Here is a 24,810-nt window from a genome sequence, read left to right on the forward strand (position 1 = left end):
GCAACGCACGGACCAAGGCCCTGACCGGAACATTCATGTTTGCGTGCACGCGATGAAGGCGGCGTGTCGGTGGCGGTCGTGCCTATGCGTCGGTGGTGTCCGTGGCCGCAAGCGCACGGACATGGGCGACGCTGCCGTCGCGCAAAGCGTCGAGGTCGTAGCCGCCCTCGAGCATGGACAGCGCCCGACCTCCGCCGTGGCGATCGGCAATGGCGACCAGCTTTGCGGTCAGCCAGCCGAAGTCGTCCGGCACGAGGCGAAGGTTGGCGAGGGGGTCGCGGGCGTCGGCGTCGAAGCCGGCCGAGACCAGCAGCAGTTGCGGACGGAACGTATCGAGTACCGGCAGCAGGTGTTCGCGCCAGGCGGCACGGAAGCCGTCGCTGCCGGTCCCGGCGGGCAGTGGCCGGTTGGCGATGTTGCCGACGCCGCGCTCGTCGCTCGCGCCGGTGCCCGGATACAGGCCCTGCTGGTGCGTGGACAGGTACATCACCCGCGGGTCTCCGTGGAAGATCGCCCCGGTGCCGTTGCCGTGGTGCACGTCGAAATCGACGATCGCGACCCGTTGCAGGCGGTGGCGGTCGCAGGCGTGCGCGGCGGCGATCGCGATGTTGTTGAACAGGCAGAAGCCCATTGCGGTCGACCCGGTCGCGTGGTGGCCGGGCGGGCGAACCGCGCAGAACGCGCGCCGGGCCTCGCCGGCGAGGAGCGCATCAACCGCGGCAATGCCGGCGCCGGCCGCGCGCAACGCGGCCTCGGCCGAACCGTGGTCGAGGAAGGTGTCGGCATCCAGTGCCAGCGGCCCGCTGCCCGGATCCGGCGTGGTGTCGAGCACGCGCGCCAGCAGGGCGTCGTCATGCACGCGCAGCAGTTGCGCGCGGGTGGCGCGCGGCGCGGGATTCCAGGGGTGCGCGGGAAAGGCGGTGGACACCGCGTCGATGACCGCGTCGAGGCGGCCGGGATGTTCGACGTGGCTTGTGCCGGCGAGGTGTTCGCGGCAGGCGGGATGGCTGTAGAGCGCGAGCCCAGTCACGCCGCGTGCCCCGCGGATCGGGGCGCCGGCAGGTTCAGCCCTTGCGGCGCTCGTGGTTCCACAGCACTTCGCCATGGCCGCTGGCGCGGGCGAGCACCCGGGCCAGCACGAACAGCAGGTCGGACAGGCGGTTGAGGTAGCGCACCGCCTCCGGCCGCACCGTCTCCACCCGCGACAGCGCGACCGTCTCGCGCTCGGCCCGGCGCACCACCGTGCGGGCGATGTGGCAGCGCGCCGCCGCCTCGCCGCCGCCGGGCAGGATGAATTCGCGCAGCACTGGCAGGTCGGCGTTGAACCGGTCCAGCTGCTGCTCCAGCCGGGTCACGTCGTCGTCGGTGATGGCGGCGTGGCCGGGAATGCACAGCTCGCCACCGAGGTCGAACAGCTGGTGCTGGACCGCGGTCAGCAGGTCGCGCACGTCGTCCGGAACGTCGCTGGCGAGGACCAGGCCGATCGTCGAGTTGGCCTCGTCGACGGTGCCGTAGGAGGTGACGCGGACCGAGTCCTTGCCGACCCGGCTGCCGTCGCCCAGCCCGGTGGTGCCGCCGTCACCGGTGCGGGTGTAGATCTTCGACAGCCGGTTGCCCATGTCAGACGGTCTGCAGGCGCAGCGCCGGTAGGCGGGCGCGCAGCAGGCTGAAGCCGCCGAACAGGATCGCCGAATAGAACAGCGTGCCGGCGACCGACCACTGGAAGAACGGGATGCCGGCGACATAGGACGCCATCAGGCCGGCGAGGGTCTGCGGGTACATCGGGTTGCCGAGCCACGCGGCGAAGTTCGAGACGACGAAGAACAACACCGCGCCGGCGAGCGAGTAGCCCAGCACGCGGCCGCCGCCGACCCGGCCACGCAGGCCGAAGCCCATCAGCGTGGTCAGCGCGATGAGGCCGTACACCACCCAGATGTGGGCGCCGGAGAACCAGGTCGCGTAGAGGCCGCCGTGCATCGAGGCCAGCACCAGGTCGGAGATGAACAGCCCGGCCAGCGGAACGATCAGCGCCCAGCTACGGTTGGCGAAGTACGCACCGCCGAACAGCGCGATCGCGGCCACCGGCGAGAAGTTCGGCGGATGCGGCAGCACGCGGGTCAGCGCGGCGAGCACGATCAGGGCGGCCAGCAGCAGCGGGCCGGGGGCGAAAACCGAGGAGGCAGCGGGACGGTTCATCAGTGTCTGGGAGCGGGCCGACAGGAGCCGTTAGCATAGCGCAATGGCCGACCTTTCCCCCCGAACGGACACCCCGCCGACCCATGACGTGCTGATTGTCGGCGGCGGACTCGTCGGCGCCAGCCTGGCGCTCGCCCTGGAGCACAGCGGACTGGATGTCGCCCTGCTGGAGGCGACCGTGCCGGGTTCGCTGCCGGCGGTGTTCGACGAGCGCAACCTGAGCTTCGCCGAGGCGACCGTGCACGCGCTGGCCGCGCTCGGCGTGATGCGCCGGATGCGTTCGCCCGGTGGTGCGATCGAGCGGATCCACATCAGCCGGCGCGGCGATTTCGGCCGCAGTCTGCTGCGGGCCGAGGATTACGGACGCGAGGTGTTCGGCCGCGTGGTGGTGGCTCGCGACTTCGGCGAGGCGCTGGAGGCGCGGCTTGCGGAACTGCCGCGGCTGCACCGCTACCGGCCGATGCGCTTCATCGGGCTGGGCGAGGTGGCCGATGGCCTGCGCACGGTACGCGTGGCCGACGACGCCGGCGAGCGGCTGCTTCGCACGCGGTTGCTGGTCGGTGCCGACGGCACCGGCAGCGCGGTGCGCACGGCGCTGGGGATCGAGGCCGACCGCCACGACTACCGCCAGAGCCTGTTCGTCGCCCGCCTGCGCACGCAGCGCCCGCCCGACGGCACCGCCTACGAGCGCCTCGGCGACGATGGCCCGACCGCGTTGCTGCCGCGCGCCGACGGCCACTACGGACTGATCCACGGGGTCGACACGGCCGACGCCGCGGCCGTCACCGCGCTGGACGATGCGGCCTTCCTGATGCGTGTGCAGCAGGCATTCGGCTGGCGTATCGGTCGCTTCGTGTCCTGCGGCGCGCGCAGCGTCTATCCGGCGGCGCGGCTGGTGGCGCGCGCGCAGGTCGCGCCGCGCGCGGTGCTGGTCGGCAACGCCGCGCAGACCATCCATCCGATCGGCGCGCAGGGGTTCAACCTCGGCCTGCGCGACGCGCTGACGCTGGCGGAACTGGTGGCCGACGCCGCCGACTGCGGCGAGCCGGCGCTGCTGGCGCGCTACGTCGAGTGCCGCGCCGAGGACCGCGAGCGCACGCTGGCGTTCTCCGACGGGCTGGCGCGCCTCACCGCGAACCCGGCCGGGGTGCTGCGGCCGTTGCGCAGCCTCGGGATGTTCGCGCTCGACCGCCTGCCGGCGCTGCAGGCCGGCGTGGTCGGCGGGGCGATGGGATATCGCGGCGACGTGCCCGCGCTGTGCCGCGCACCGGAGCTGCGGCCATGAGCCGCCAGCCGATGCTGGACGTGGTGGTGGTCGGCGCCGGCGTGGTCGGCGCGGCCGCCGCGCTCGCGTTCGCCCGCGACGGCCTGCGCGTGGCGTTGGTGGAGTCGCGCGAGCCTGCGCGCTGGCAGGCCGCCGAACCGGACCTGCGGGTCTACGCGTTCGCCCCCGACAACGCCGCCCTGCTCGACGAACTTGGTGTCTGGGCGTCGATTCGCTCGGCGCGCCTGCAGCCGTACCGCGCGATGCGGGTGTGGGATGCCGGCGGCGGTGGCGAGCTGGTGTTCGACGCCGACCGGCTCGGCCAGCCGCAACTGGGCTGGATCGTCGAGAACGCGTTGCTGGTCGACCGGCTGTGGGCCGCGTTGCCGGCGGCCGGCGTCGAAATACATTGCCCCGACGCGGCGACCGCGCTGGAGCAGCACGACGACGGCGCGACGCTCGAACTGCAATCCGGCCACCGCCTGCGGGCGCGGCTGGTGGTCGCCGCCGACGGCGCCGATTCGCGGTTGCGCGCGATGGCCGGCGTCGAGGCGCCGCGGCACGACTACGGCCAGCGCGGCCTCGTTGCCTACATCGAACACGCCGCGCCGCACCGGGAGACCTGCTGGCAGCGCTTCCTGCCGGGCGGGCCGCTGGCGTTCCTGCCCTGCGTGGGCGAGGGCGGGCGGCCGTGCAGCTCGATCGTGTGGAGCCTGCCCGATGACGAGGCGGCGCGACTGCTGGCGGTGGACGACGCGGCGTTCCTGGCTGAGTTGTCGCGCGCCTTCGACGGGCCGCTGGGCGAGCTGCGCCGGGTTTCGCGGCGGGCGGCGTTCCCGTTGCGACGACAGCTCGCGCGCAGCCAGCTGGCCGGGCGACTGGTGCTGGTCGGCGACGCCGCGCACGCGGTGCATCCGCTCGCCGGGCAGGGCGTCAACCTCGGCCTGCGCGACGTATCGGCATTGCGCGCCGAGCTGGCCGGGCCGATCAGCCGCGGCACCGATGTCGGCGCTGCGACGCGCCTGCGAAGGTGGGCGCGCGGCCGGCGCAGCGACAACACGCTGTCGGCCTACGCGTTCGAAGGCATCAACCGGCTGTACTCCAACGACGCGATGCTGCCGACGCTGTTGCGCGGACCGTTGCTGGGCGCGGCCGGGCGGCTGCCGCCGCTGACGCGCGCGCTGTGGCGCCACGCTGCGGGACTCTGACGACCCGGTGGGATCACCGACACGGCGACGCCCGGCGCGGTGGCCGGGCGTCGCGGGGACTTTGAATATGCGGATCTGACCGCGTTGATCAGTCGGCGCGGTCGGCCAGCTCGACCCTGCTCAACCGGCTGTCGCGGTCGACGTCCAGTTCGCCGAAGTCGGCCAGCAGTTGCGCGTCGACGCTGGCTTCGGTCCGGCTGATCGAGCCGTTGCCGTCAAGGTCGATGCGGGTGAACTCGACCACGTCCGGCGTCGCGTCGACCACGACGTCGGTGTCCACGGCGGCATCGACCACCGGTGCGGGCACCACCGGGACCACCGGCGTGACCGGGACGACGGGCACGACGACGGCGGGAGCCGCGACGGCCGGGGCGGCAACCGTCGCGTCGGCGGTGGCCACCGCGGCGGCGGCCGCGACATCGGCGGCGTCATCGGCCGCCGCGCCGGCAATCCGGGCCTGGGTCGCGGCCTGCTGCGCACCGGCCGCCGCGGCGCGGTGCTGGTCGCCGTGGTTCGCCGCGGTCTTGTGGCCGAGCGCGTCCTGCGCCGCGCGCGAAGCATCGATGGCGGCGGCCTGCGCGTCGATCGACGCCTGGTCGGCGATCTCCGCGGTGGCCTCGGCGGTCAGTTCGCCGTGCAGGCTGGCGGCGGGGGTGTCGCTGATCGATTCGGCCACCACCGCCGCCTGCTGGGCGGTCTCGGCCTGCTCGCGTGCGTGCTTCGCCGCCTCGACCGCCGCTTCGGCGTCGGTGGCGGCCTCGATCTTGGCCTCGGTCTCGCTGGTCACGTCCTGGGCCATCGCCGGGCCGCCGGTGCCGAGCGCGGCGAGCAGCGCGAGTGTCAGTGCATGGTGTCGGGTCTTCATGGATCAGCCCTCTCGGTGCAGGTGAGGGGTCGATCCTGGGGGGCGCGCGGTCAACCGCCCGTGTAAGTTGCAAACGCGCGCTGAACCCCGCCCTGCGGGGGGCTGAACGGTGTGCGCGCCCTAGGTGCGCGGACCCTGGCGCGGGGTCGCGAACACCGTGATCTCCTCGCGGTCGTGGTAGAGCTGCCGAGCACGCACCAGCAGCGGCCGGTGGGCCTGGTGCTCGAAGGCCTCCAGGCAGATCCGGGTCTCCTCCCAGCGCTTCTTCATCGGCAGCTTGAGGTTGAAGATCGCGTGCCGGCACCAGTCCTCGCGGAACCAGGTGGCCATCCGGTCGGCGACGCGGCGCGGCTGCTCGACCATGTCGCACACCATCCAGTCCAGGCGCCGGCGCGGCTGCCACTGGAAGCCGTCCTCGCGCAGGTGGTCGACCCGGCCGCTGTCGAGCAGGGCCTGCCGCAGCGGGCCGTTGTCGACCGCGGTGACCTTCATGCCGTGGCGCATCAACACCCAGCTCCAGCCGCCGGGCGCGGCGCCGAGGTCGGCCGCCTGCATGTTGTCGCGGACCAGCCGTTCGCGCTCGTCGGCGTCGAGCAGGGTCAGCAGCGCCTCTTCGAGTTTGAGCGCGGAGCGGCTGGGCGCGTCGGGATGCATGCGCAGCCGCGGGATGCCGAGCGGCCACGGGGCACTGTCGTCGGGGTCGCTGGTGGCCAGCACGATGTGGTGGCCGCCGAGGAACACCACGTGCAGGCGCGGGCGCCGCGGGTCGTCCTGCGCGGTCAGCCGGCCGGCCTTGCGCAGCGCCGGCCGCAGCGCGTTGCCGAAGCTGCGGGCGAGGCCGGCCAGCGGCTTGCCGGTATCGGAATCGGGGTGCTCGACCCAAAGCTCGCCGAACGGCGTGGCCGGGCCGAGGGCGTCGAGCGCGGCCAGCACCGGAGTGATGCGGTCGGTCGGGTCGAGTCCGCGCAGGTCGGCCAGCCGCAGCAGCTTCTGCCGCGCGAACACCAGCCGGTCGAACGGCAGCGCGCGCGACAGTGCGGTGCCGTCCTCGCCGATGAACTCGACGAAGCCGGCGCCGCGCTCGGTGCGCGCGTAGCCGGGCAGGCCGGCGAGCGCGGCGCGCTCGGTGAGTTCGGCGGCGAGTTCGGGTTCGAAGCCGGCGCGGCACCAGCAGAACAGGGCGTCGGTCATGCCGGCAGTGTGCAGCAGTGGCGCGGGTGGCGGTAGCGACCGCGGGCGGCGGGCTTTGCCACCTCAGTAGTTGACGCCGCCAAGTTCGCCGTAGGCGCGCAGTACCTCGCGCGCCTGCTCGCGGCAGACGTCGCGCACGACTTCGATCCCGCGGCGCTCCAGTTCGCCGACCCAGTCTGCCGGCAGCGGGCCTTCGTCGAACTCGGTCAGCGACTCGGTGTCCTCGCTGCGCGCGCCGATCAGCAGCCGGTCGATGCCGGCCCAGAAGCTCGCGCCGTAGCACTGGCAGCATGGCTGCGCGGAGGTGGCGAGGGTGATCGGGCCGGCCGGGACGCCGGGCCCGATCTCGTTGAGCCGCGCGCGCTGGGTGCGCTGCTGGGCCAGCATGAAGGCCATCGTCTCGGCGTGCGCGAGCGAGCAGTTGTGCGGCACCACGCGGTTGACGCCGACCGCGATGATGCGGTCGTCGCGGCCGAACACCGCCGCACCGAACGGGCCGCCGGTGCGCGCCTCGACGTTGCGCCGCGACAGCTCGACCGCCAAGGCGACCTTGGCTTCGTCACCCGGCCAGGTGGCGGTGGTGTCGACCGCTTCGTGCACCCAGGCCGGCAGGGTCAGGTGGATCTGCGCGTACAGCATCAGTCGAGCAGCACCCGGCTGTTGCCTTCGCACTGCCCCTGCACGCACTGGCAGCTGCTGATGGCGGGGAAACCGCAGACCGAGGCCATGCCGCTCCTGGCGCACGCGGCCTGCACGCCCTCGGGGTCGGTCGGGCTGTTGACGTTGACGCAGGCCGGGTAGTGGCCGCAGCAGTTGCCGACGTTCTTGACCGTGCAGTCGGCGTCGGTTTTGCAACTGCGGTCGACCTGCACGGTGCCGCCGGGCTGGCCGATGGCGCTGCCGGGGCGGTCGATCGTGCGCGGTGGCGTGTCGGTCGAGCGCGGCGGCGGGGTCAGGGTGGCGGGGTCCGGAGCGCCGGTGTCAGTGCCGGTGCCGGTATCGGCGACGGCTTCCGGCGCGGCCGCCGGCGAGCCGCCGGCATTGGTGGTCGGCGCCGCGCAGGCTGCCAGCAGCATCGACAGCGCGAGCGCGACCGGTGCCAGCCAGCGGTCTAGGAAGGGCGAACGGTGCGTCATTGCCTGCTCCTGTACGGGTCCGTGTCAGATCTTGCCGGCCCAGGTGTCACGCAGCGTGACGCTGCGGTTGAACACCGGTTTGCCGGCGGCGTGGTCGCGACGGTCGGCGACGAAATAGCCGAGCCGTTCGAACTGGAACGACTGCTCCGGCGCGGCCTGCGCCGCCGACGGCTCGACGAAGCCGGCCGCGGTGCGGCGCGAATCGGGGTTGAGGTGGTCCTGGTAGGTCTTGCCGTCGCTGTCGTCGTCCGGGTCGGGCACCGAGAACAGGCGGTCGTACAGGCGGATCTCGGCCGGCACCGCGTGGCGCGCGTCGACCCAGTGGATGGTCCCCTTGATCTTGCGGTTGGCGCCTTCCATGCCCGGGCGCGACTCCGGATCGAGCGTGCCGCGCAGTTCGACCACGTTGCCGGCGTCGTCCTTGACCACCTCGTCGCAGCGCACGATGCCGGCACCGCGCAGGCGCACTTCGCCGCCGGGGACCAGCCGCTTGAAACCCTTCGGCGGCACTTCGGCGAAGTCGTCGCGTTCGATCCACAGCTCGCGCGAGAACGGCACCTCGCGGTTGCCGAAGCCCTCGTCCTTCGGGTGGTTGGCGAAGGTGAGGGTCTCGGCGTGGTCGTCGGACAGGTTGGCCAGCACCAGCTTGAGCGGCTCGACCACCGCCATCCGGCGCGGCGCGGCGGCGTCGAGATCCTCGCGCAGGCAGCCTTCGAGCACCGAGAAGTCGATCAGCGAATTCTGCTTGCTGACGCCCAGCCGCTCGGCGAACAGCCGCAGCGACGCCGGCGTGTAACCGCGGCGGCGGATACCCTGCAGGGTCGGCATGCGCGGGTCGTCCCAGCCGTCGACCAGTCCGGCCTGCACCAGCGCCATCAGCTTGCGCTTGCTCATCACCGTGTAGTTGAGGTTGGCTCGCGAGAACTCGATCTGGCGCGGCTTGCGCGCCTCGAACGGCAGGCCGTTGTCGGTCAACGGCTTCAGCAGCTCCGGTGAGTGGGCGAGGTCGACCTTGTCGACGCACCAGTCGTACAGCGGCCGGTGGTCCTCGAACTCCAGCGTGCACAGCGAGTGGGTGATGCCCTCGATCGCGTCGCTGAGCGAGTGCGCGTAGTCGTACATCGGGTAGATCGGCCAGGCATCGCCGGTGTTCTGGTGGGCGACCTTCTTGATCCGGTAGATCGCCGGGTCGCGCAGGTTGATGTTGCCGCTGGCCATGTCGATCCTGGCGCGCAGGGTGCGGCTGCCGTCGGCGAACTCGCCCGCGCGCATGCGGCGGAACAGGTCGAGGTTCTCCTCCACGCCGCGGTTGCGGAACGGCGACTCGCGGCCCGGCTCGGTCAGGCTGCCGCGGTATTCGCGCACCTGCTCGGCGCTCAGGTCGCAGACGAACGCGTCGCCCTGCGCGATCAGCTTCTCGGCCGCGAGGTAGAACACCTCGAAGTAGTCGGAGGCGTGGCGCAGCTCGTTCCACTCGAAGCCGAGCCAGCGCACGTCGTCCTGGATCGCGCGGACGTACTCGGGGTCTTCCTTGGCCGGGTTGGTGTCGTCCAGCCGCAGGTTGCAGACCCCGCCGAACTCGTTGGCGATGCCGAAGTCCAGGCAGATCGCCTTGGCGTGGCCGATGTGCAGGTAGCCGTTGGGCTCCGGCGGGAAGCGGGTCTTGACCGCCGTGTGCTTGCCGCTGGCGAGGTCGTCGCGGACGATCTGGCGGATGAAGTCCTGGCGCACGGGGGCGGCGGCATCGGCGGGGGCTGCGACGGTGCCCGGGTCGGCGGGGGGCGTATTGGTGGACATGCGGCGGCGGAAGCGAGGGGAAGCGGGCAGTTTAGCCGGCCTTGTCGTCCTGGGCCGGGCCGACCCGCGTGGCGGGTGGATGCGGGCACGGGGTCGCCCGGCGTCGGCACGCGGTAGCGGTGCCCGGGGATCACGCCGGCGCGCGTATGCTCGGTCGAAAACCGCCGGAGCCAGGCCATGAAGGTCGTCTACGACGCCGCCAACATCATCGACGCCCACCTTGTCCGCCACGCGCTGGAAGCGGCGGAGATCCCGGTGTTCCTGAAAGGCGAGGCGCTGGTCGGCGGGATGGGCGAGCTGCCGCTGTTCGGCGTGGTCCAGGTGTGCGTGCCCGACGTGTTTTGGCCGCAGGCGCGCGAGGTGGTCCAGGCGGTGGGGCTGGGGGCGCCGGCGGGCGAGGCGGGGGACGAGGCGGGCTGGGTGGGCGGGGTGTTGCCGGCGTAGGGAGTGCGTCGGGTGCCGGGTTGGCGGGCGGCTGCCGGTTCGCGACTTCGGTTTGGGTTCCGCGTCGCTGCCCGATCCTGACCCCGATCCGGATCCCTGTTCGGGCTTCGGTTTCCGTCCTCGCCCCGGTTCCGGTTCCTGTTCCGATGTAGGAGCGACGTAAGTCGCGACCTGCCGAACGTTTGAAGCTGCGCCCCGGTCGCGACCCACGGCGCTCCTACAGGATGGGGCGCGGGGGTTCCAGCAACTCCGCCGGCAGCTTGCGGAACTCCGCCGCCAGCTGCCGCAGGAAACCGTCCATCGCCGAGCTCCTGCGCCACACCATCGCGATCCGGCGGTGCGGGGCACGTTCGCGGAACGGCACCAGGGCGATGTCGGGCGAGGGCGGTACCGGCGGCTGCACCGCCAGCACCGGCAGCAGGGTGATGCCGACGCCGGCGGCGACCATCTGCCGCAGGGTCTCCAGACTGGTCGCGCGGAACCCGTCGCGCTCGTCGGCGCCGGCCATGCGGCAGACCTCCAGCGCCTGGTCGCGCAGGCAGTGGCCTTCCTCCAGCAGCAGCAGGTGGCGGTCGTCGAGTTCCTGCAGCCGCAGCCCGTCCTGCCCCGCCATCGGGTGGTCGCGCGGGACCGCCAGCACGAACGGCTCGTCGAACAGCGGCTCGACATGCAACTGGTCGTCGTGCAGTGGCAACGCCAGCACGCCGGCGTCGAGCCGGCCCTCGCGCAGGCGCTCGAGGATGCGGTCGGTCTTCTCCTCGACCAGCAGCAGCTCCAGCCGCGGGAACCGCCCGCGCACGGCCGGCAGCACGTGCGGCAGCAGGTACGGCGCCAGCGTCGGAAACAGCCCGAGCTTGACCGTGCCGGCCTCCGGGTCCTGGCTGCGGCGGGCGATCTCGCCCATCTGCTCGACCTCGGCGATCACCTTGCGCGCGCGCTGGGCGATGTCGACCCCGACCGGGGTCAGCATCACCCGTCGGGGCGCGCGCTCGACCAGCGCCACGCCGAGTTCGTCCTCGAGCTTGCGGATCTGGGTCGACAGGGTCGGCTGGCTGACGAAGCTGGCCGCGGCGGCGCGGCCGAAGTGCTTGTGGTCGGCCAGCGCCACCAGGTACTTGAGGTCGCGCAGGTTCATGGCGTGCGTCCGTCGTCAGGGTGCGCCGCCCCGCCGGTGGAATGGCGGGGCGGCACCGCTCAGGCCGCCTGCTGCTGCGCCGGCGCCGAGGTCCGGATCAGGTGGTCGAACGCGCCCAGCGCGGCGGTCGAGCCGGCGCCCATCGCGATGACGATCTGCTTGTACGGCACCGTGGTGCAGTCGCCGGCGGCGAACACGCCCGGCACGCTGGTGGCGCCGCGGTCGTCGATGACGATCTCGCCGCGCGGGCTCAGCTCCACCGTGCCCTTCAGCCATTCGGTGTTGGGCAGCAGGCCGATCTGCACGAAGATGCCGGCCAGCTCGACCGTGTGCGACTCGCCCGACGCGCGGTCCCTGTAGACCAGCGCATTGACCCGCTGGCCGTCGCCGAGCACCTCGGTGGTCTGGGCGTTGAGCAGGATGTCGACGTTGCCCAGGCTGCGCAGCTTGCGCTGCAGCACCTCGTCGGCGCGCATCCGCGTGTCGAACTCGATCAGGGTCACGTGCTCGACGATGCCGGCCAGGTCGATCGCGGCCTCCACGCCGGAGTTGCCGCCACCGATCACCGCCACCCGCTTGCCCTTGAACAGCGGGCCGTCGCAGTGCGGGCAGTACGCCACGCCCTTGTTGCGGTACTGGTCCTCGCCGGGCACGCCCATCTGCCGCCAGCGCGCACCGGTGGAGAGGATCACCGACTTCGACTTCAGGCTGGCGCCGTTTTCAAGCTGCACCTCGACCAGCCCGCCCGGCTCGCTCGCCGGCACCAGCCGGGTCGCGCGCTGCAGGTTCATCACGTCGACGTCGTACTCGCGCACGTGCTGCTCCAGCGCGACGCCGAGCTTGGGGCCCTCGGTGTACTGCACCGAGATGAAGTTCTCGATCGCCAGCGTGTCCAGCACCTGGCCGCCGAAGCGCTCGGCCGCGACGCCGACGCGGATGCCCTTGCGCGCGGCGTAGATCGCAGCCGCGGAGCCGGCCGGGCCGCCGCCGACGACGAGCACGTCGAACGCGTCCTTGCCCTTGATCTTCTCGGCCTCGCGTGCGGCCGCGCCGGTATCGAGCTTGGCCACGATCTGCTCGATCGTCATCCGTCCCTGGTCGAACGGCTGGCCGTTGAGGAACACCGTCGGCACCGACATCACCTCGCGCGCCTCGACCTCGGCCTGGTACAGCGCGCCATCGATCGCGACGTGGTGGATGTTGGAGTTCAGCACGCTCATCAGGTTGAGCGCCTGCACCGTGTCCGGGCAGCTCTGGCACGACAGCGACATGAAGGTCTCGAAGTGGAACTCGCCTTCCAGGTCGCGGACCTGGTTGGCCAGCTCCTCCTCGATCTTGGCCGGATGGCCGCCGACCTGCAGCAGCGCCAGCACCAGCGAGGTGAACTCGTGGCCCATCGGGATCGCGGCGAAGCGCACGCCGACGTCGGTGCCGGCGCGGTTGATCGCGAACGACGGCTTGCGGGCGTCGTCGCCGGCGCGGACGCTGATCTTGTCCGACAGCGAGGCGATGTCCTGCAGCAGGGCGTCGAGTTCACGCGACTTGTCGCTGTCGTCCAGCGAAGCGACCAGTTCGATCGGCTGGGTGACTTTTTCGAGGTAGGCCTTCAACTGGGCCTTGAGGGTGGCGTCGAGCATGGGGAGGGCTCCAGTGTGTGGATGGGAAGTGGGGGTACTTGCAGGAGCGGCCTGGGCCGGGGGAGGGAGCCGGGAGGGAGAAACCGGCACAGCGCGAGCCGCTTTTGCAAATGCCCGGCGGTCGGTGCTCGCAGCTGCGAAACAACGGCATCCGGTGGAGGCGTCCTGATCGGGGTGGGGCGGCTTGGGCGAGACCCTAGGCAACATGGATGTTGCCTAGGAGCCCCCATGGACGGGTTTACGGCGAGTCTCGCCCAAGCCGCCCCGCCCCGGTCAGGATGCCGGGGTACGGCAGGTGCTTAGATCTTGCCGACCAGGTCCAGCGACGGCTTCAGCGTCTCGGCGCCTTCCTGCCACTTGGCCGGGCAGACCTCACCCGGGTGGCTGGCGACGTACTGCGCCGCCTTGACCTTGCGCAGCAGCTCGCTGGCGTCGCGGCCGATGCCGTTGTCGTGGATCTCGCACAGCTTGATCTGGCCTTCCGGGTTGATCACGAAGGTGCCGCGCAGCGCCAGGCCCTCTTCCTCGATCATCACGTCGAAGTTGCGGGTCAGGGTGCCGGTCGGGTCGGCCAGCATCGTGTAGTTGACCTTCTTGATCGCGTCGGAGGTGTCGTGCCACGCCTTGTGCGAGAAGTGGGTGTCGGTCGACACGCTGTAGATCTCGACGCCGAGCTTCTTGAACTCCTCGTACTTGTCGGCCAGGTCCTCGAGCTCGGTCGGGCAGACGAAGGTGAAGTCGGCCGGGTAGAACACGACCACCGACCACTTGCCCTTCAGGTCGGCGTCGGTGACTTCGATGAACTTGCCTTCCTTGTAGGCCTGCGCCTTGAAGGGCTTGATTTCGGTGTTGATCAGGGACATGCGTCGGTTCCTTCTCTTGGGGTTGGAGGGGTGGGTGGAAACGATGGGCGCCATGTTAGGGATGGCTATCGTTTTCGTAAAATCGATTGATGGAATTGTAGTGATAGACCGCGTCTATTGACGTCGGGGCGTCGGCCGGACTTTCAAGTCTGGGCCCGGGCCCGTTAGGCAGGCGCGAGAGCGGGATGCGGTGGCCGGTCGGGACCGGCGTGGCGGGGCATGACGATCGCCATGGGTGCGCAGCGGTTGGGTCCGGTTAAGGTCGGTTGTCAAAACCGCCACTGGGGACCGTCAATGCTTCGCATCCGCCACCTCGCCTGCGCCGTCGCACTCGCGCTGACCGCCCCGGCCGTCGCTTTCGCGCAGGCGCCGGCACCGACCGCGACAACCGCGGATGCGGCGATCCCCACCGGCCAGCTGCCGCGCACCGTGGTGCCGAGCCTGGTCGAGCTGGAGCTGAGGCTCGACCCGGCCCAGCCGCGGTTTTCCGGCGCCACCGTGATCCACGCCGACGTGGCCGAGCCGACCGACGTGGTCTGGATGCACGGCCGCGACCTCGACATCCGCCGTGCCGAGGCGGTGCTGCCGGACGGCCGCCGGGTCGCGCTGGACGCCGAGCAGGTCCACGTCTCCGGCGTGCTGCGGCTGGCCGCGGCGCAGACCCTGCCGGCCGGCAAGCTCGATATCGAGATCGACTTCGAGGCCGGCTACGGCAACCTGATGGGCGCCTACCGGGTCAAGCCCGACGGCGAGGACTACGTGGTCACCCAGATGGAGCCGCTGGGCGCGCGCAGCACCTTCCCCGGCTTCGACGAGCCGGGCTTCAAGCAGCCATGGGACATCACCCTGATCGTCCCCGAGGACGACGTCGCCCTGTCCAACGCGCCGGAGGTCGACACCGAGGCGCTGGGCGACGGCTGGAAGAAGGTCGGGTTCAAGCGGACCGAGGCGCTGCCGAGCTACCTGCTGGCGTTCGTGGTCGGGCCGTGGGACGTCGCGGTGGGGCAGGACATCGCTCCGAACGGGCCGCGCAGCCGGCCGGTGCCGCTGCGTGGCGTGGCGGCCAAGGGCCAGGGCGCGCGCATGCGCTACGCGCTGGAGAACACGCCGCCGATCGTCCACGCGCTGGAGGACTACTTCGGCATCGAGTACCCCTACGCCAAGCTCGACAACGTCGCCGCGCCCGACTTCGGCGCCGGCGCGATGGAGAACGCCGGCCTGATCATCTACCGCGACACCCTGATGCTGCTCGACGCGGACTCGCCGGTCGGCCAGCGGCAGGGCTTCTGGGGCGTCAGCGCGCACGAACTCGCGCACCAGTGGTTCGGCAACCTGGTGACGATGGAGTGGTGGGACGACCTGTGGCTCAACGAGGCGTTCGCGACCTGGATGGGCAACAAGATCACCGGCCAGCTGCAGCCGGGCTTCCACACCGACCGCAACATCCTCGAGGGCGGCCTGCGCGCGATGGGCGCCGACAGCCTCGCCAGCACCCGCCGCATCCGCGAACCGATCGACGACTTCACCGAAATCTCCGCCGCCTTCGATGGCATCACCTACCAGAAGGGCGGGGCGGTGCTGGCGATGTTCGAGAACTACGTCGGCGAGGCCAACTTCCGCGAGGGCGTGCGCGACTACCTGAAAGCCAATGCCCGCGGCAACGCCACCAGCAGCGACCTGATCGACGCGATCGCCGCCCACGGCGACGACCCGGCCGCCATCGCCCGTGCGTTCCGCAGCTTCATCGACCAGCCGGGCGTGCCGATGGTCAAGGTCGACGTCGACTGCGCCGAAGGCCAGCCGCCGGCGCTGGTGCTGCAGCAGCAGCGCTACCTGCCGCTGGGCTCGAACGCCAGCGCCGCGCAGAGCTGGGGCATCCCGATGTGCGTGCGCTACGCCGTCGACGGCACCGTGCACGAGCAGTGCGACCTGGTCGAAGGTGCGCAGGCACGGCTGCAGCTGGAGCAGGCGCAGTCCTGCCCGGCGTGGGTGATGCCCAATGCGCACGGCGCCGGCTACTACCGTTTCGCGCTGGCGCCAAGGTGGCAGCAGGCGCTGTCGGACGCCTTCGCCGACCTCGACGAGCGCGAGCAGCGCGTCTACGCCGACTCGGCCGCCGCGGCCTACGGCGCCGGTGACCTGACGGTGTCGCAGATGATCGCGGCGCTGCCGCAGTTCGCCACCGCCGACGCGCGCCAGACCGCGACCGCCGGGATGGGCAACGTCGAGTGGATCGCCGAGCACCTGCTCGACGACGAGGCGGCCCGGGCCGACCTGCGCGCACACTTCGCCGACATCTACCGGCCGCGGCTGCAGGCGCTCGGGATGGCCCCGAAGGCGGGCGAGAGCGACGACGACCGGTTGCTGCGCAGCAGCCTGATCGGCTACTTCGCCGAATCGCTGGAGGACCCGGCGGTGCGCTCGGACTTCGTCCGGCGCGGCAACGCCGTGCTCGGCCTCGGTGGTGACGGCACGCTCGACCCCGACGCGGTGCCGCGCGACGTGCGCGACACGGCGTTGGCGGTGGCGGTCGAGGAAGGCGGCGTGCCGGCGTTCGACCTTGCCGAGAAGCACCTGCGCGCCAGTCAGGACGCAGTGATCCGCCGCGAGCTGCTGTCGGCGATGGGCGGCGTGACCGACCCGGCGCTGGCCGAGCGGGCGCTGGCCTTCGTGCTGGAGCCGGGGCTGCTGCGGCTCAACGAGATCTATTACGTCGTCTTCAGCCAGGCCGGCGAGCCGGAGAACCGTCCGGCCCTGCGCGAGTGGCTGGAGGCCAACTACGACGCCCTGCAGGCGAAGCTGGCCCCGGGCGGCTCGGCGATCGCCAGCGCCTACGCCGCCGGCATGTGCAGCGCCGCCGAGGCCGCCGCGCTGCAGCAGCGCTTCGGCGAGCGGATGGAGACGATCGAGGGCGGCCCGCTGGACCTGAAGCAGACGGTCGAGGCGATCGGCCTTTGTGCCGCGGCGAAGGCCGCGCGTGCGGGGCAGCCGATCGAGTATTGATGGCCGGGGAGCGGAGGCGACCGGTGGTCGCCTCAGTCTTCCGATGCCACCCGGCCGCGTTGCCCCCGGACTGTCCGGAGCCGCCTTCGGGCTGACTTCGGGCGGTCCGACACTGGGGCTTCGGCCACGCCAACCCGGTCGCGACTTACGTCGCTCCTACGGCCGATGTGGGTGGCGGCACTGATGCAGGACGGCCTCGCGTACCATCGCGCCGGACTCCCGAACCCGGCGGCTTCCGTCCCGCTTTAGATGGCCCGAATCGATTCCATCCTCCGCGACGCCCGGGCCGGGCTCGAGCCCGGCGACGCCGAGCTGCTGCTGTGCCACGCACTCGGCCGGTCGCGCAGCTGGCTCTACGCCCACGGCGACGACGAACTCGACACCGCGTCGGCGGCCACGTTCGAGGCCCTGCTCGCGCGCCGCCACGCCGGCGAGCCGGTGGCCTACATCACCGGCCGCCGCGGCTTCTGGAGCCTGGACCTGCAGGTCGGCCCGGCCACGCTGGTCCCGCGCGCGGAGACCGAGCTGCTGGTCGAACTCGCGCTCCAGCGCCTGCCGCTCGACCGCCCGCTGCACGTCGCCGATCTCGGCACCGGCAGCGGCGCGATTGCCCTGGCGATCGCGAGCGAGCGGCCACGGGCGGACGTGCTCGCCACCGACGCCAGCGCGGCCGCGCTCGACATCGCCGCAGCCAACGCCCGCGCGCTGTCGCTGGGCAACGTCGGCTTCCGCCACGGCGACTGGTTCGCGCCGCTGGCCGGTGACCGGTTCGACCTGATCGCCAGCAACCCGCCGTACATCGCCGAAGACGACGCCCATCTCGGCCGCGGCGACCTGCGCTTCGAGCCGGCCAGCGCCCTGGCGTCCGGCGCCGACGGCCTCGACGCGATCCGCGTGATCGCCGCCGCCGCGCCGATCCACCTGCTGGCGGGCGGCTGGCTGCTGGTCGAGCACGGCTTCGACCAGGGCGAAGCGGTCCGCGCGCTGTTCCGCGCCGCCGGGCTGGTATCGGTCGACACCGCGCGCGACCTCGAACAACGCGACCGCGTCACCCTCGGCCAGCGGCCCGCCGAGGCTGCGGGGCCGGTGCCCGGCCGCTAGACTGGGCGGCCCACACGTCGCCGAGTCCAGCGCATGCGCAGCCTCTACCCCGAGATCCAGCCCTACGACACCGGAACCCTCGCCGTCGACGAGCGCCACACGCTCTATTACGAGCAGTGCGGCAACCCCGACGGCAAGCCGGTGGTGCTGCTGCACGGCGGCCCGGGCGGTGGCTGCAGCGACAAGATGCGGCGTTTCCACGACCCGGCCAAGTACCGCATCGTGCTGTTCGACCAGCGCGGCAGCGGCCGCTCCACCCCGCACGCGGACCTGGTCGACAACACCACCTGGCACCTGGTCGAGGACATCGAGAAGCTGCGGGTCAAGCTCGGTATCGAGAAATGGCAGGTGTTCGGCGGCAGCTGGGGCTCGACCCTCGCGCTGGCCTATGCCGAGACACACCCCAAGCGCGTCACCGAGCTGGTCCTGCGCGGCATCTTCATGCTGCGCCGCTGGGAGCTGGAGTGGTTCTACCAGGAGGGCGCCAACCGGCTGTTCCCGGAGGCGTGGGAGCACTACCTGAAGGCGATCCCGGTGACCGAGCGGCACGACCTGATCAGCGCGTTCCACCGGCGCCTGACCAGCGACGACGAGAAGACCCGGCTGGCCGCCGCCAAGGCGTGGAGCGTGTGGGAGGGCGCGACCAGCTTCCTGCACATCGACGAGGACTTCGCCAGCAGCCACGAGGACCCGCAGTTCGCGCTGGCGTTCGCCCGCATCGAGAACCACTACTTCGTCAACAGCGGCTTCTTCGAGGTCGACGACCAGCTGCTGCGCGACGCCGGCAACATCGCCGACATCCCCGGCGTGATCGTGCACGGCCGCTACGACGTGGTCTGCCCGGTCGCCAATGCCTGGGACCTGCACAAGGCCTGGCCGAAGGCCGAGCTGGTGATCACCCCGGCCTCGGGCCACTCGGCGTTCGAGGCGGAGAACGTCGACGCACTGGTGCGCGCGACCGACGCCTTCGCCTGAGCTACGCCGCCCCGGTCGCGCACGGGCGAGCGGGGCGGTCGAACCACGCAAGCATCAGCTGGATCAGCGGGCCGATCGCCAGCGCGTAGGCGAGCGTGCAGTCCGGCGGCCGCTAGGCTCAGGCCGGCGAGCCGTCGGGGTTGTGGTCGATCATCCACAGCCCGGCCCAGAGCTTGAGGTCCAGCTCGAAGCCCTCGGCCTGCTTGCGCATCAGCCACGCGGGCGCCTGCGCGCGCGGCACCTTGTGCACGGTGATGTCCTCGTTGTCGACCCCGCCACCGTCGCCGACGCGGGTCAGGTCGAGCGCGCGCACGAAGGCGATCCGCTCGCTGCTCATGCCCGAGGAGGTCGGCCCGACCAGCAGCACGTCGACCCGCCCCGGCTCCCAGCCGGTTTCCTCGACCAGTTCGCGGCGCGCGGCCGACTCCAGCGTGTCGTGCGCGTGGTCGTCGCCGACCAGCCCGGCCGGCATTTCGATCGTGCGCGCGCCCAGCGGCACCCGGTACTGCTCGACGAACAGCACGTGGTCGTCCGGCGTGACCGCGATGATGATCACCGCCATGCCGTTGCCGTGGGTGCGCTCGGCGTATTCCCAGCGGCCGCGGCGGACCATCCGCAGCCACGGGCCTTCGTAGAGGATCTCGGGGGTGTCGTCGTCGTGTGCGGTCATGCCGGTGATCCTAACCGCCGGCCGCGGTCATGCGGGGACGAACTCGACCCCGGCGGCCTCGTGCAGCCGCCGCCGTGTCATCGGCCCGAACCGTAGCGCGTCGCACAGCCCGCCAAGCCGGCCGGCGTCGGCGCGGTTGCGGGCGAAGTGGCCGTGCGCCGCGTCCAGCGGCACCTCGCAGGCGATCGTCGCCAGCTGCCGGCACAGCAGCGCCTGCTCGCGGTGGGCGCGCAGCCGCGCGGCACAGGACGCGGCGCCTCGCAATCGCAGGAACGGCACCTCCTCGATCCGCTCCAGCAGCGCGTCGAGGCTGCCGAAGTGGGCCAGCAGCGCGGCCGCGGTCTTGGCGCCGATGCCGGGCACGCCGGGGATATTGTCGACCGCGTCGCCGGTCAGCGCGAGGTAGTCGGCCAGCTGGTGCGCGTGCACGCCGTGGCGCACGGGCACGCCGTCGGCGCCCCAGCGCTGGGCGCGGGCGAAGTCCCACTGCTCGTCGTGCTCGCCCAGCAGTTGCGACAGGTCCTTGTCGGCCGAGACGATCACCGAGCGGAAGCCGTGCGCGCGGGCGCGGTGGCAGGCGCTGCCGATCAGGTCGTCGGCCTCGTACTCGACGTGGGCCAGCACGCTCAGGCCGAGCGCCTCGCACAGTGCCTTGCACTGGCCGAACTGGCGCCTGAGCTCCTCCGGCGCCGGCTCGCGGTTGGCCTTGTAGGCCGGGTAGAGCGTGTTGCGGAAACACGAGTCCAGCGCCTCGTCGAAGGCGACCGCAATGTGCTGCGGGCGGGCGCGGTCGAGCAGTTCCAGCAGGAACCTGGCGAAGCCGTGGACCGCGTTCGTCGGCCAGCCGTCGGCGTCGCGGAACTCGTCGGGCATCGAGTGCCACGCGCGGAACACGTACAGGCTGGCGTCGACCAGGTAGAGCGTGTTGGCCGGCGCGCGTGCGGCTGCGCGCGCGTCCGCGGTCACGGCGTCCACGCGTGGAGCAGGGCGGCCGGGTCGGGGCGTTCGCGTTCGGGGACGTCGGTCAGCGGCGTGCCGAGGTGGACGAAGCCGACCACGCGCTCGTCGTCGCCCAGCCCCAGCAGCCGCGCGACCCCGCGGTCGTAGGCGGCCCAGCCGGTCAGCCAGTTGCCGCGGTAGCCGACCAGCTGCGCCGCCTGCAGCAGCGCGAAGCAGGTGCAGCCGGCGGTCAGCAGCCGTTCCTGTTCGGGAATCTTGGCGTCGTCGCCGAGCCGCGCCACCACCACCACGATCAGCGGCGCGTGCAGCCAGCGCCCGCGGTCTTTGTCGAGCACCGCCGGGCTGATGTCCGGGTCGATCTCCAGGTGCCGGGCCGCCAGCTGCTCGCCGAACACCCGCCGGGCGTCGCCACGCAGGCTGATGAAGCGGAACGGCACGCGCTTGCCGTGGTCGGGCACGCGCACCGCGCTGGCCAGCAGCCGCAGCAGGGTCCCTTCGTCCGGACCGGGCTCGCCAAGCTGCATCGCCGGCACCGAAAGACGGGCGTCGAGGCAGGCCAGCGGGTCGGTTCCTGAACCGGGGACGGTGACGGAAAACGCCCGCGCGACGGGCGTATCGTGGTTATTGGGTGACATGGGTCACAGCTTCGCAACGACGCGGGATCAGCGACCCATATTGCCACTATGCTCCTGTCCACGTACCGACCCATCGCGTCACTTTCTGTCCGGGGAAGCCTCCGTGTCCATCCAACCGCTCGATTCGGCTCGTACTCCGCGTACCGATCCGATGCGCGTGCTCGAAGAGGTCAAGCGCCTCGCACTCGAGCTGCTGGGCGGTCTGCCGGCGAGCCTGTACGCGGACATCGAGGAAGCGCTGCAGACCGCGGTGCGCGATGACGACGGCCGCGACGCGCCGCAACTGCTGTACCAGAACCAGGCGTCGCTGTGGGTGCTGCGCCAGCACCACGCCGCCCACGTCATGCGCTTCCGCCAGAACGTCGGGCAGGGTTTCGACGAGTTCCGCGCGCTGCGCATCCGCAACCGCGGCGAGCTGCCGCTGGGGCTGATCGACGAAAGCCAGATCGACTTCCACCTGGCCGGGCAGAACCTCGCCGAGTCGCTCGGCGGCCGCTTCCAGCCGGTGCTCGACCAGTTGCGCAACCGCCTGCAGGTGGTCACCACCGTGCTCGGCCTGCCGCCGATCGCCAACCCGGTGGGGCCGCAGCGGCTGGCCGACGCCTTCGTCGAGACCTTCACCGACGAGCAGATCCCGGCCGCCCTGCGCGCGCTGCTGTTCGGGCATTACGAGCGCGAGCTGGGCAAGGTGCTGGGCGACTTCTACGCCCAGGTCAACGCGCTGCTCGCGCGCAACGGTTACGGCGCCGCCGACGCGCAGCCGGCCAACCGCCCGGCGCCGCGTCCGCGCCCCGCGCCGCCGCAGCCGGCAACCGGCGAGTTCGGAGCGCCGGGCAGCGGCTATGCGGATGGACATGGCTATGCCGGCGGTACTGGCGCGGGTGCGCCCGGGCAGGGCGGCGGTTGGGGTGGCGGCGCCGGCTACGGTGGCGCGGCGACCGGTGGCGGCTATGACGCTGCGGGTCAGGTTGCACCCGGTGCTGGAGCGCCGGGTACGGGTGCGCAACCGGCAGGCGGCATGCAGTCCGGAGCTGGCGCGCAACCGGGCACCGGTGCCGGGACCGACCAGGCAAGCCCCACCAGCGCCGAGCTCGGCGAGCTGCGACAGATGCTGCACGCCTGGCGCGACGGCCGCATGGCGCAGTCGACGCCGGCATCGCCGTCGGCGGACATCGGCGGTGCGCGCCGCGAGCTGCGCGTCGACGAAGTCGTCAGCGTCGCCTCGCTGCTGCAGGGCGAACCCTCCGACGTGTTCGCGCGTGCACTGGCCGGCTCCGGCCGGCTGGCGAGTGCGATCCGCGACCAGATCAACGACGGTTCCCGCCGGCTGGGGCTCGACCCCGAGCGCACCCGTTTCAGCAGCGACGAGGAAGACGCGATCGACCTGGTCGCGCTGCTGTTCGACTCGCTGTTCCAGAGCCACCACCTGCAGGAGCGCGCACGGCGCCTGTATGCGCGGCTGGTGCTGCCGTTCGTCAAGGTCGCGCTGACCGACCAGAACCTGTTCGTGCAGCCCGAGCACCCCGCGCGCCGCCTGCTCGACGCGATCACCGAGGCCTGCGCCGGCAACAAGGGCGAGACCCCGCAGGAGCGCGAGCTGCTGGACCGCGCCGCCGCCGCCTCGCAGCGGGTCGTCGCCGAATACAACGAAGACCTCGCGATCTTCGAGACCGCCCACGCCGAGCTCGATGCGCTGCTGCAGCAGCAGCGCCGCCGCATCGAGCTGCAGGCCGAGCGCGCCGCCAAGGCGACGTTCGGCCGCGAGCGGCTGGCCCGTGCGCGCGAGCAGGCCGACGTGGTGCTCGCCCGCCGGCTGGCGGCGCCGCCGCTGAGCCGCGGCATCGCCGAGTTCCTGTCGGGTTCCTGGCGCCACCACCTGGTGCAGGTGCTGCTGCGCGAAGGTGCGGACAGCGAACGCTACCGCGACGCGACCGCGCTCGGCGACGCGCTGGTCGACGCCGACCGGCTCGCCGCGGAAGGCCGCGGCCGCGACCTCGCCGCCCGCCTGCTGGCCCTGCAGCCGGCGATCATCGCCTGCCTCGGCAGCTCCGGCCTCGACCACAGTGCCGCCGAGCACGGCCTGGCGGTGCTGGTGAAGGGCCTGATCTACCCGCATGCGCCGCGCGACCTGCACGAGGTGCCGCCAGGCCCGGCCGACGACGACGACGCCGAACGCGGCCTGTGGGTCGCCGGTGGCACCGACACGCTGCGCTTCGACCCGGCGATGGCCGACCGCATGCGCCAGCTGGAGCCGGGCGACTGGCTGCAGCTGACCGACATCCAGGGCGAGGGCGTGGATGCCAAGGTCGCCTGGGTCAGCCCGCTGACCAGCCGGCGCCTGCTGGTGAACCGCCGCGGCATGCGCGTGCTGGTCGCCTCCGCCGAGGAACTCGCCAGCCTGCACGCCGCCGGCCGCCTGCAGCTGGGCTGCGAACCCACCGCGTTCGAGCAGGCGATGCGCCAGGTCCGCCAGCAGCTCGACCGCGCGGTCGGCCAGCACTGATCCAGACCCGGCCGGCGGCGGCGTCGCGCCGGTACCGCCCGTTCGCTACGATGCCCCGATCCTGTCCGGGAGCGTGTGCATGGCCGCAGCAACCGACCGTCCGATCACCATTGGCGTCGCCCGCGAAACCGCCCCGGGCGAGCGTCGGGTCGCGCTGACGCCCGAGACCGCGCGCAAGTTCGTCGCCGCCGGCGCCACCGTGCGGGTCGAGCACGGGGCCGGGCTGGGTGCCGGTTTCACTGACGACGCCTACCGGCAGGCCGGTGCCGAACCGGTTGCCGACTCCGCCCAGGCGCTCGCGGCGGCCGACATCGTCCTGTGTGTGCAGCCGCCGTCACCCGCGCAACTGTCGCGCCTGCGCGAGGGCGCGGTGCTGGTGGGCCTGCTGGCGCCCGAGGCCGACCCCGCGCGCGCCGACGCGATCCGCGCGCGTGGCCTGCTCGCGTTCCCGCTGGAGCGGCTGCCGCGGACCACCCGCGCCCAGTCGATGGACGTGCTGAGTTCGCAGGCCGGCATGGCCGGCTACAAGGCGATGCTGGTCGCCGCCGGGCTGGCGCCGCGGTTCTACCCGATGCTGACCACCGCCGCCGGCACCATCCGGCCATCGAAGGTGCTGGTGATCGGTGCCGGCGTCGCCGGCCTGCAGGCAATCGCCACCGCGCGGCGACTGGGTGCGCAGGTCGAGGGTTTCGACGTGCGGCCGGAAACCCGTGAGCAGATCGAGTCGCTGGGCGCCCGCTTCCTCGATCTCGGCGTCAGCGCGGCGGGCGAGGGCGGCTACGCGCGTGCGCTGACCGACGACGAGCGCGCCGAGCAGCAACGGCGGCTGGCCGCGCACCTGGAAGGCGTGGACGTGGTGGTGAGCACCGCCGCGGTGCCGGGCCGGCCGGCGCCGCGCATCGTGACCCGGGCGATGGTGGAACGGATGAAGCCCGGCAGCGTGCTCGTCGACCTGGCGGCCGAGAGCGGCGGCAACTGCGAGGCGACCCGTCCCGGCGAGACCGTCGACGTCGGCGGGGTCAGCGTCGCCGGGCCGCTCGGGCTCGCCAGCAGTGGCGCGGTGCATGCCAGCGAGATGTACGCGCGCAACCTGTTCAATTTCACCCGCCTGCTGTTCGGCGACGGCGGCCTGGTCGTTGACTGGGACGACGAACTGCTCGCCCGCACGGTGTGGCCGGAGCGCCCGGCCAAGGTCGCGGGCGCCGTGCCCGCCGCCGGTTGAACCGG

The 24,810-nt window shown here is 72.1% G+C and carries 21 protein-coding genes and 1 pseudogene; 8 read left to right on the forward strand and 14 right to left on the reverse strand.

The window, feature by feature from the left end; all coding sequences use genetic code 11:
• Nucleotides 1-82 precede the first annotated feature (82 nt).
• Genes N799_RS07125 through N799_RS07135 form a run of 3 tightly spaced genes read right to left on the reverse strand, consistent with a single transcriptional unit; the run spans nt 83 to nt 2,196 of the window.
• Nucleotides 83-1,030, reverse strand: a complete 948-nt coding sequence (locus N799_RS07125) for a histone deacetylase family protein (RefSeq protein WP_036210018.1) — start codon at nt 1,028-1,030, stop codon at nt 83-85.
• A gap of 34 nt (nt 1,031-1,064) precedes the next feature.
• Entirely contained in the window at nt 1,065-1,619 is a 555-nt protein-coding gene (locus N799_RS07130; protein ID WP_036210021.1) for a cob(I)yrinic acid a,c-diamide adenosyltransferase, read from the reverse strand.
• A 1-nt stretch (nt 1,620) separates the two neighbouring features.
• Nucleotides 1,621-2,196 (reverse strand): DUF6580 family putative transport protein, encoded by a 576-nt coding sequence (locus tag N799_RS07135; protein WP_052101328.1) that lies wholly within the window; start codon nt 2,194-2,196, stop codon nt 1,621-1,623.
• A 43-nt stretch (nt 2,197-2,239) separates the two neighbouring features.
• On the opposite strand from N799_RS07135, the gene ubiH reads away from it, so the two are divergent.
• Complete coding sequence (gene ubiH / locus N799_RS07140) at nt 2,240-3,481, forward strand: 2-octaprenyl-6-methoxyphenyl hydroxylase (protein ID WP_052101329.1); 1,242 nt, start codon at nt 2,240-2,242, stop codon at nt 3,479-3,481.
• Nucleotides 3,478-4,668, forward strand: a complete 1,191-nt coding sequence (locus N799_RS07145; protein WP_036210154.1) for an FAD-dependent oxidoreductase — start codon at nt 3,478-3,480, stop codon at nt 4,666-4,668. Before ubiH ends, N799_RS07145 begins: the two co-directional genes overlap by 4 nt.
• Before the next feature lie 88 nt (nt 4,669-4,756).
• Here the strand turns inward: N799_RS07145 and N799_RS15635 are convergent, their stop codons facing one another.
• From N799_RS15635 to N799_RS07170, 5 genes and pseudogenes are all read right to left on the reverse strand, one after another.
• Nucleotides 4,757-5,533: a hypothetical protein gene (locus tag N799_RS15635; RefSeq protein WP_052101330.1), complete on the reverse strand. Its 777-nt coding sequence runs from the start codon at nt 5,531-5,533 to the stop codon at nt 4,757-4,759.
• A 120-nt stretch (nt 5,534-5,653) separates the two neighbouring features.
• Entirely contained in the window at nt 5,654-6,724 is a 1,071-nt protein-coding gene (rlmM, locus tag N799_RS07155; protein WP_036210027.1) for a 23S rRNA (cytidine(2498)-2'-O)-methyltransferase RlmM, read from the reverse strand.
• Between the two features lie 63 nt (nt 6,725-6,787).
• Nucleotides 6,788-7,363 (reverse strand): nucleoside deaminase, encoded by a 576-nt coding sequence (locus tag N799_RS07160; RefSeq protein WP_036210030.1) that lies wholly within the window; start codon nt 7,361-7,363, stop codon nt 6,788-6,790.
• Nucleotides 7,364-7,392: 29 nt separating this feature from the next.
• Nucleotides 7,393-7,680, reverse strand: a pseudogene (locus N799_RS16075) (hypothetical protein); the annotation flags it as partial.
• Nucleotides 7,681-7,884: 204 nt separating this feature from the next.
• On the reverse strand, nt 7,885-9,657 hold the full coding sequence (locus N799_RS07170; RefSeq protein ID WP_036210033.1) for a glutamine--tRNA ligase/YqeY domain fusion protein: 1,773 nt from the start codon (nt 9,655-9,657) through the stop codon (nt 7,885-7,887).
• 177 nt (nt 9,658-9,834) lie between these two features.
• On the opposite strand from N799_RS07170, the gene N799_RS07175 reads away from it, so the two are divergent.
• Nucleotides 9,835-10,101 (forward strand): putative signal transducing protein, encoded by a 267-nt coding sequence (locus N799_RS07175; protein ID WP_036210035.1) that lies wholly within the window; start codon nt 9,835-9,837, stop codon nt 10,099-10,101.
• A gap of 217 nt (nt 10,102-10,318) precedes the next feature.
• On the opposite strand, the gene N799_RS07180 is transcribed toward N799_RS07175, so the two are convergent.
• From N799_RS07180 to ahpC, 3 genes are all read right to left on the reverse strand, one after another.
• Complete coding sequence (locus N799_RS07180) at nt 10,319-11,236, reverse strand: LysR substrate-binding domain-containing protein (RefSeq protein ID WP_036210038.1); 918 nt, start codon at nt 11,234-11,236, stop codon at nt 10,319-10,321.
• A 59-nt stretch (nt 11,237-11,295) separates the two neighbouring features.
• Nucleotides 11,296-12,873, reverse strand: coding sequence for an alkyl hydroperoxide reductase subunit F (gene ahpF, locus N799_RS07185; RefSeq protein WP_036210040.1), 1,578 nt, complete (start codon nt 12,871-12,873; stop codon nt 11,296-11,298).
• Between the two features lie 299 nt (nt 12,874-13,172).
• Entirely contained in the window at nt 13,173-13,736 is a 564-nt protein-coding gene (gene ahpC, locus N799_RS07190; RefSeq protein ID WP_036210044.1) for an alkyl hydroperoxide reductase subunit C, read from the reverse strand.
• Between the two features lie 294 nt (nt 13,737-14,030).
• Here ahpC and N799_RS07195 point away from each other — a divergent pair, with 294 nt between their 5' ends.
• The 3 genes from N799_RS07195 to pip all read left to right on the forward strand — a co-directional run bounded on the left by N799_RS07195 (nt 14,031) and on the right by pip (nt 18,815).
• On the forward strand, nt 14,031-16,739 hold the full coding sequence (locus N799_RS07195) for a M1 family metallopeptidase (protein WP_052101331.1): 2,709 nt from the start codon (nt 14,031-14,033) through the stop codon (nt 16,737-16,739).
• 249 nt (nt 16,740-16,988) lie between these two features.
• The gene (gene prmC / locus N799_RS07200; protein ID WP_036210045.1) at nt 16,989-17,840 is read left to right on the forward strand and encodes a peptide chain release factor N(5)-glutamine methyltransferase; all 852 of its coding nucleotides are present in this window, start codon (nt 16,989-16,991) and stop codon (nt 17,838-17,840) included.
• Nucleotides 17,841-17,873: 33 nt separating this feature from the next.
• On the forward strand, nt 17,874-18,815 hold the full coding sequence (gene pip, locus N799_RS07205; RefSeq protein WP_036210047.1) for a prolyl aminopeptidase: 942 nt from the start codon (nt 17,874-17,876) through the stop codon (nt 18,813-18,815).
• Between the two features lie 118 nt (nt 18,816-18,933).
• On the opposite strand, the gene N799_RS07210 is transcribed toward pip, so the two are convergent.
• The 3 genes from N799_RS07210 to N799_RS07220 are packed head-to-tail and all read right to left on the reverse strand — an operon-like array spanning nt 18,934 to nt 20,969.
• Nucleotides 18,934-19,485: an NUDIX hydrolase gene (locus tag N799_RS07210; RefSeq protein ID WP_036210048.1), complete on the reverse strand. Its 552-nt coding sequence runs from the start codon at nt 19,483-19,485 to the stop codon at nt 18,934-18,936.
• A gap of 27 nt (nt 19,486-19,512) precedes the next feature.
• Nucleotides 19,513-20,460: a 5'-3' exonuclease gene (locus N799_RS07215; RefSeq protein ID WP_036210049.1), complete on the reverse strand. Its 948-nt coding sequence runs from the start codon at nt 20,458-20,460 to the stop codon at nt 19,513-19,515.
• The gene (locus N799_RS07220; RefSeq protein ID WP_052101332.1) at nt 20,448-20,969 is read right to left on the reverse strand and encodes a nitroreductase family protein; all 522 of its coding nucleotides are present in this window, start codon (nt 20,967-20,969) and stop codon (nt 20,448-20,450) included. The genes N799_RS07215 and N799_RS07220 overlap by 13 nt, the downstream gene beginning before the upstream one ends.
• A gap of 262 nt (nt 20,970-21,231) precedes the next feature.
• On the opposite strand from N799_RS07220, the gene N799_RS07225 reads away from it, so the two are divergent.
• On the forward strand, nt 21,232-23,583 hold the full coding sequence (locus N799_RS07225; protein WP_036210052.1) for a DUF1631 family protein: 2,352 nt from the start codon (nt 21,232-21,234) through the stop codon (nt 23,581-23,583).
• A gap of 79 nt (nt 23,584-23,662) precedes the next feature.
• A complete protein-coding gene (locus tag N799_RS07230) occupies nt 23,663-24,805 on the forward strand; it encodes an NAD(P) transhydrogenase subunit alpha (RefSeq protein WP_036210055.1) in 1,143 nt (380 codons plus the stop codon).
• Nucleotides 24,806-24,810 lie beyond the last annotated feature (5 nt).

Source organism: Lysobacter arseniciresistens ZS79, from assembly GCF_000768335.1.
In the GTDB taxonomy this organism is placed as follows: domain Bacteria; phylum Pseudomonadota; class Gammaproteobacteria; order Xanthomonadales; family Xanthomonadaceae; genus Novilysobacter; species Novilysobacter arseniciresistens.

What these genes read in the sequence shown, in the direction of transcription:
- N799_RS07145 (WP_036210154.1), top strand. Translation starts at nt 3,478, where the DNA reads ATGAGCCGCCAGCCGATGCTGGACGTGGTGGTGGTCGGCGCCGGCGTG.
- N799_RS07135 (WP_052101328.1), bottom strand. Translation starts at nt 2,196, where the DNA reads ATGAACCGTCCCGCTGCCTCCTCGGTTTTCGCCCCCGGCCCGCTGCTG.
- N799_RS07225 (WP_036210052.1), top strand. Translation starts at nt 21,232, where the DNA reads ATGCGCGTGCTCGAAGAGGTCAAGCGCCTCGCACTCGAGCTGCTGGGC.
- prmC (WP_036210045.1), top strand. Translation starts at nt 16,989, where the DNA reads ATGGCCCGAATCGATTCCATCCTCCGCGACGCCCGGGCCGGGCTCGAG.
- ahpF (WP_036210040.1), bottom strand. Translation starts at nt 12,873, where the DNA reads ATGCTCGACGCCACCCTCAAGGCCCAGTTGAAGGCCTACCTCGAAAAA.
- N799_RS07195 (WP_052101331.1), top strand. Translation starts at nt 14,031, where the DNA reads ATGCTTCGCATCCGCCACCTCGCCTGCGCCGTCGCACTCGCGCTGACC.
- N799_RS07230 (WP_036210055.1), top strand. Translation starts at nt 23,663, where the DNA reads ATGGCCGCAGCAACCGACCGTCCGATCACCATTGGCGTCGCCCGCGAA.
- pip (WP_036210047.1), top strand. Translation starts at nt 17,874, where the DNA reads ATGCGCAGCCTCTACCCCGAGATCCAGCCCTACGACACCGGAACCCTC.
- N799_RS07210 (WP_036210048.1), bottom strand. Translation starts at nt 19,485, where the DNA reads ATGACCGCACACGACGACGACACCCCCGAGATCCTCTACGAAGGCCCG.
- N799_RS07160 (WP_036210030.1), bottom strand. Translation starts at nt 7,363, where the DNA reads ATGCTGTACGCGCAGATCCACCTGACCCTGCCGGCCTGGGTGCACGAA.
- N799_RS07220 (WP_052101332.1), bottom strand. Translation starts at nt 20,969, where the DNA reads ATGCAGCTTGGCGAGCCCGGTCCGGACGAAGGGACCCTGCTGCGGCTG.
- N799_RS07170 (WP_036210033.1), bottom strand. Translation starts at nt 9,657, where the DNA reads ATGTCCACCAATACGCCCCCCGCCGACCCGGGCACCGTCGCAGCCCCC.
- rlmM (WP_036210027.1), bottom strand. Translation starts at nt 6,724, where the DNA reads ATGACCGACGCCCTGTTCTGCTGGTGCCGCGCCGGCTTCGAACCCGAA.
- N799_RS07130 (WP_036210021.1), bottom strand. Translation starts at nt 1,619, where the DNA reads ATGGGCAACCGGCTGTCGAAGATCTACACCCGCACCGGTGACGGCGGC.
- N799_RS15635 (WP_052101330.1), bottom strand. Translation starts at nt 5,533, where the DNA reads ATGAAGACCCGACACCATGCACTGACACTCGCGCTGCTCGCCGCGCTC.
- ahpC (WP_036210044.1), bottom strand. Translation starts at nt 13,736, where the DNA reads ATGTCCCTGATCAACACCGAAATCAAGCCCTTCAAGGCGCAGGCCTAC.
- N799_RS07180 (WP_036210038.1), bottom strand. Translation starts at nt 11,236, where the DNA reads ATGAACCTGCGCGACCTCAAGTACCTGGTGGCGCTGGCCGACCACAAG.
- N799_RS07175 (WP_036210035.1), top strand. Translation starts at nt 9,835, where the DNA reads ATGAAGGTCGTCTACGACGCCGCCAACATCATCGACGCCCACCTTGTC.
- ubiH (WP_052101329.1), top strand. Translation starts at nt 2,240, where the DNA reads ATGGCCGACCTTTCCCCCCGAACGGACACCCCGCCGACCCATGACGTG.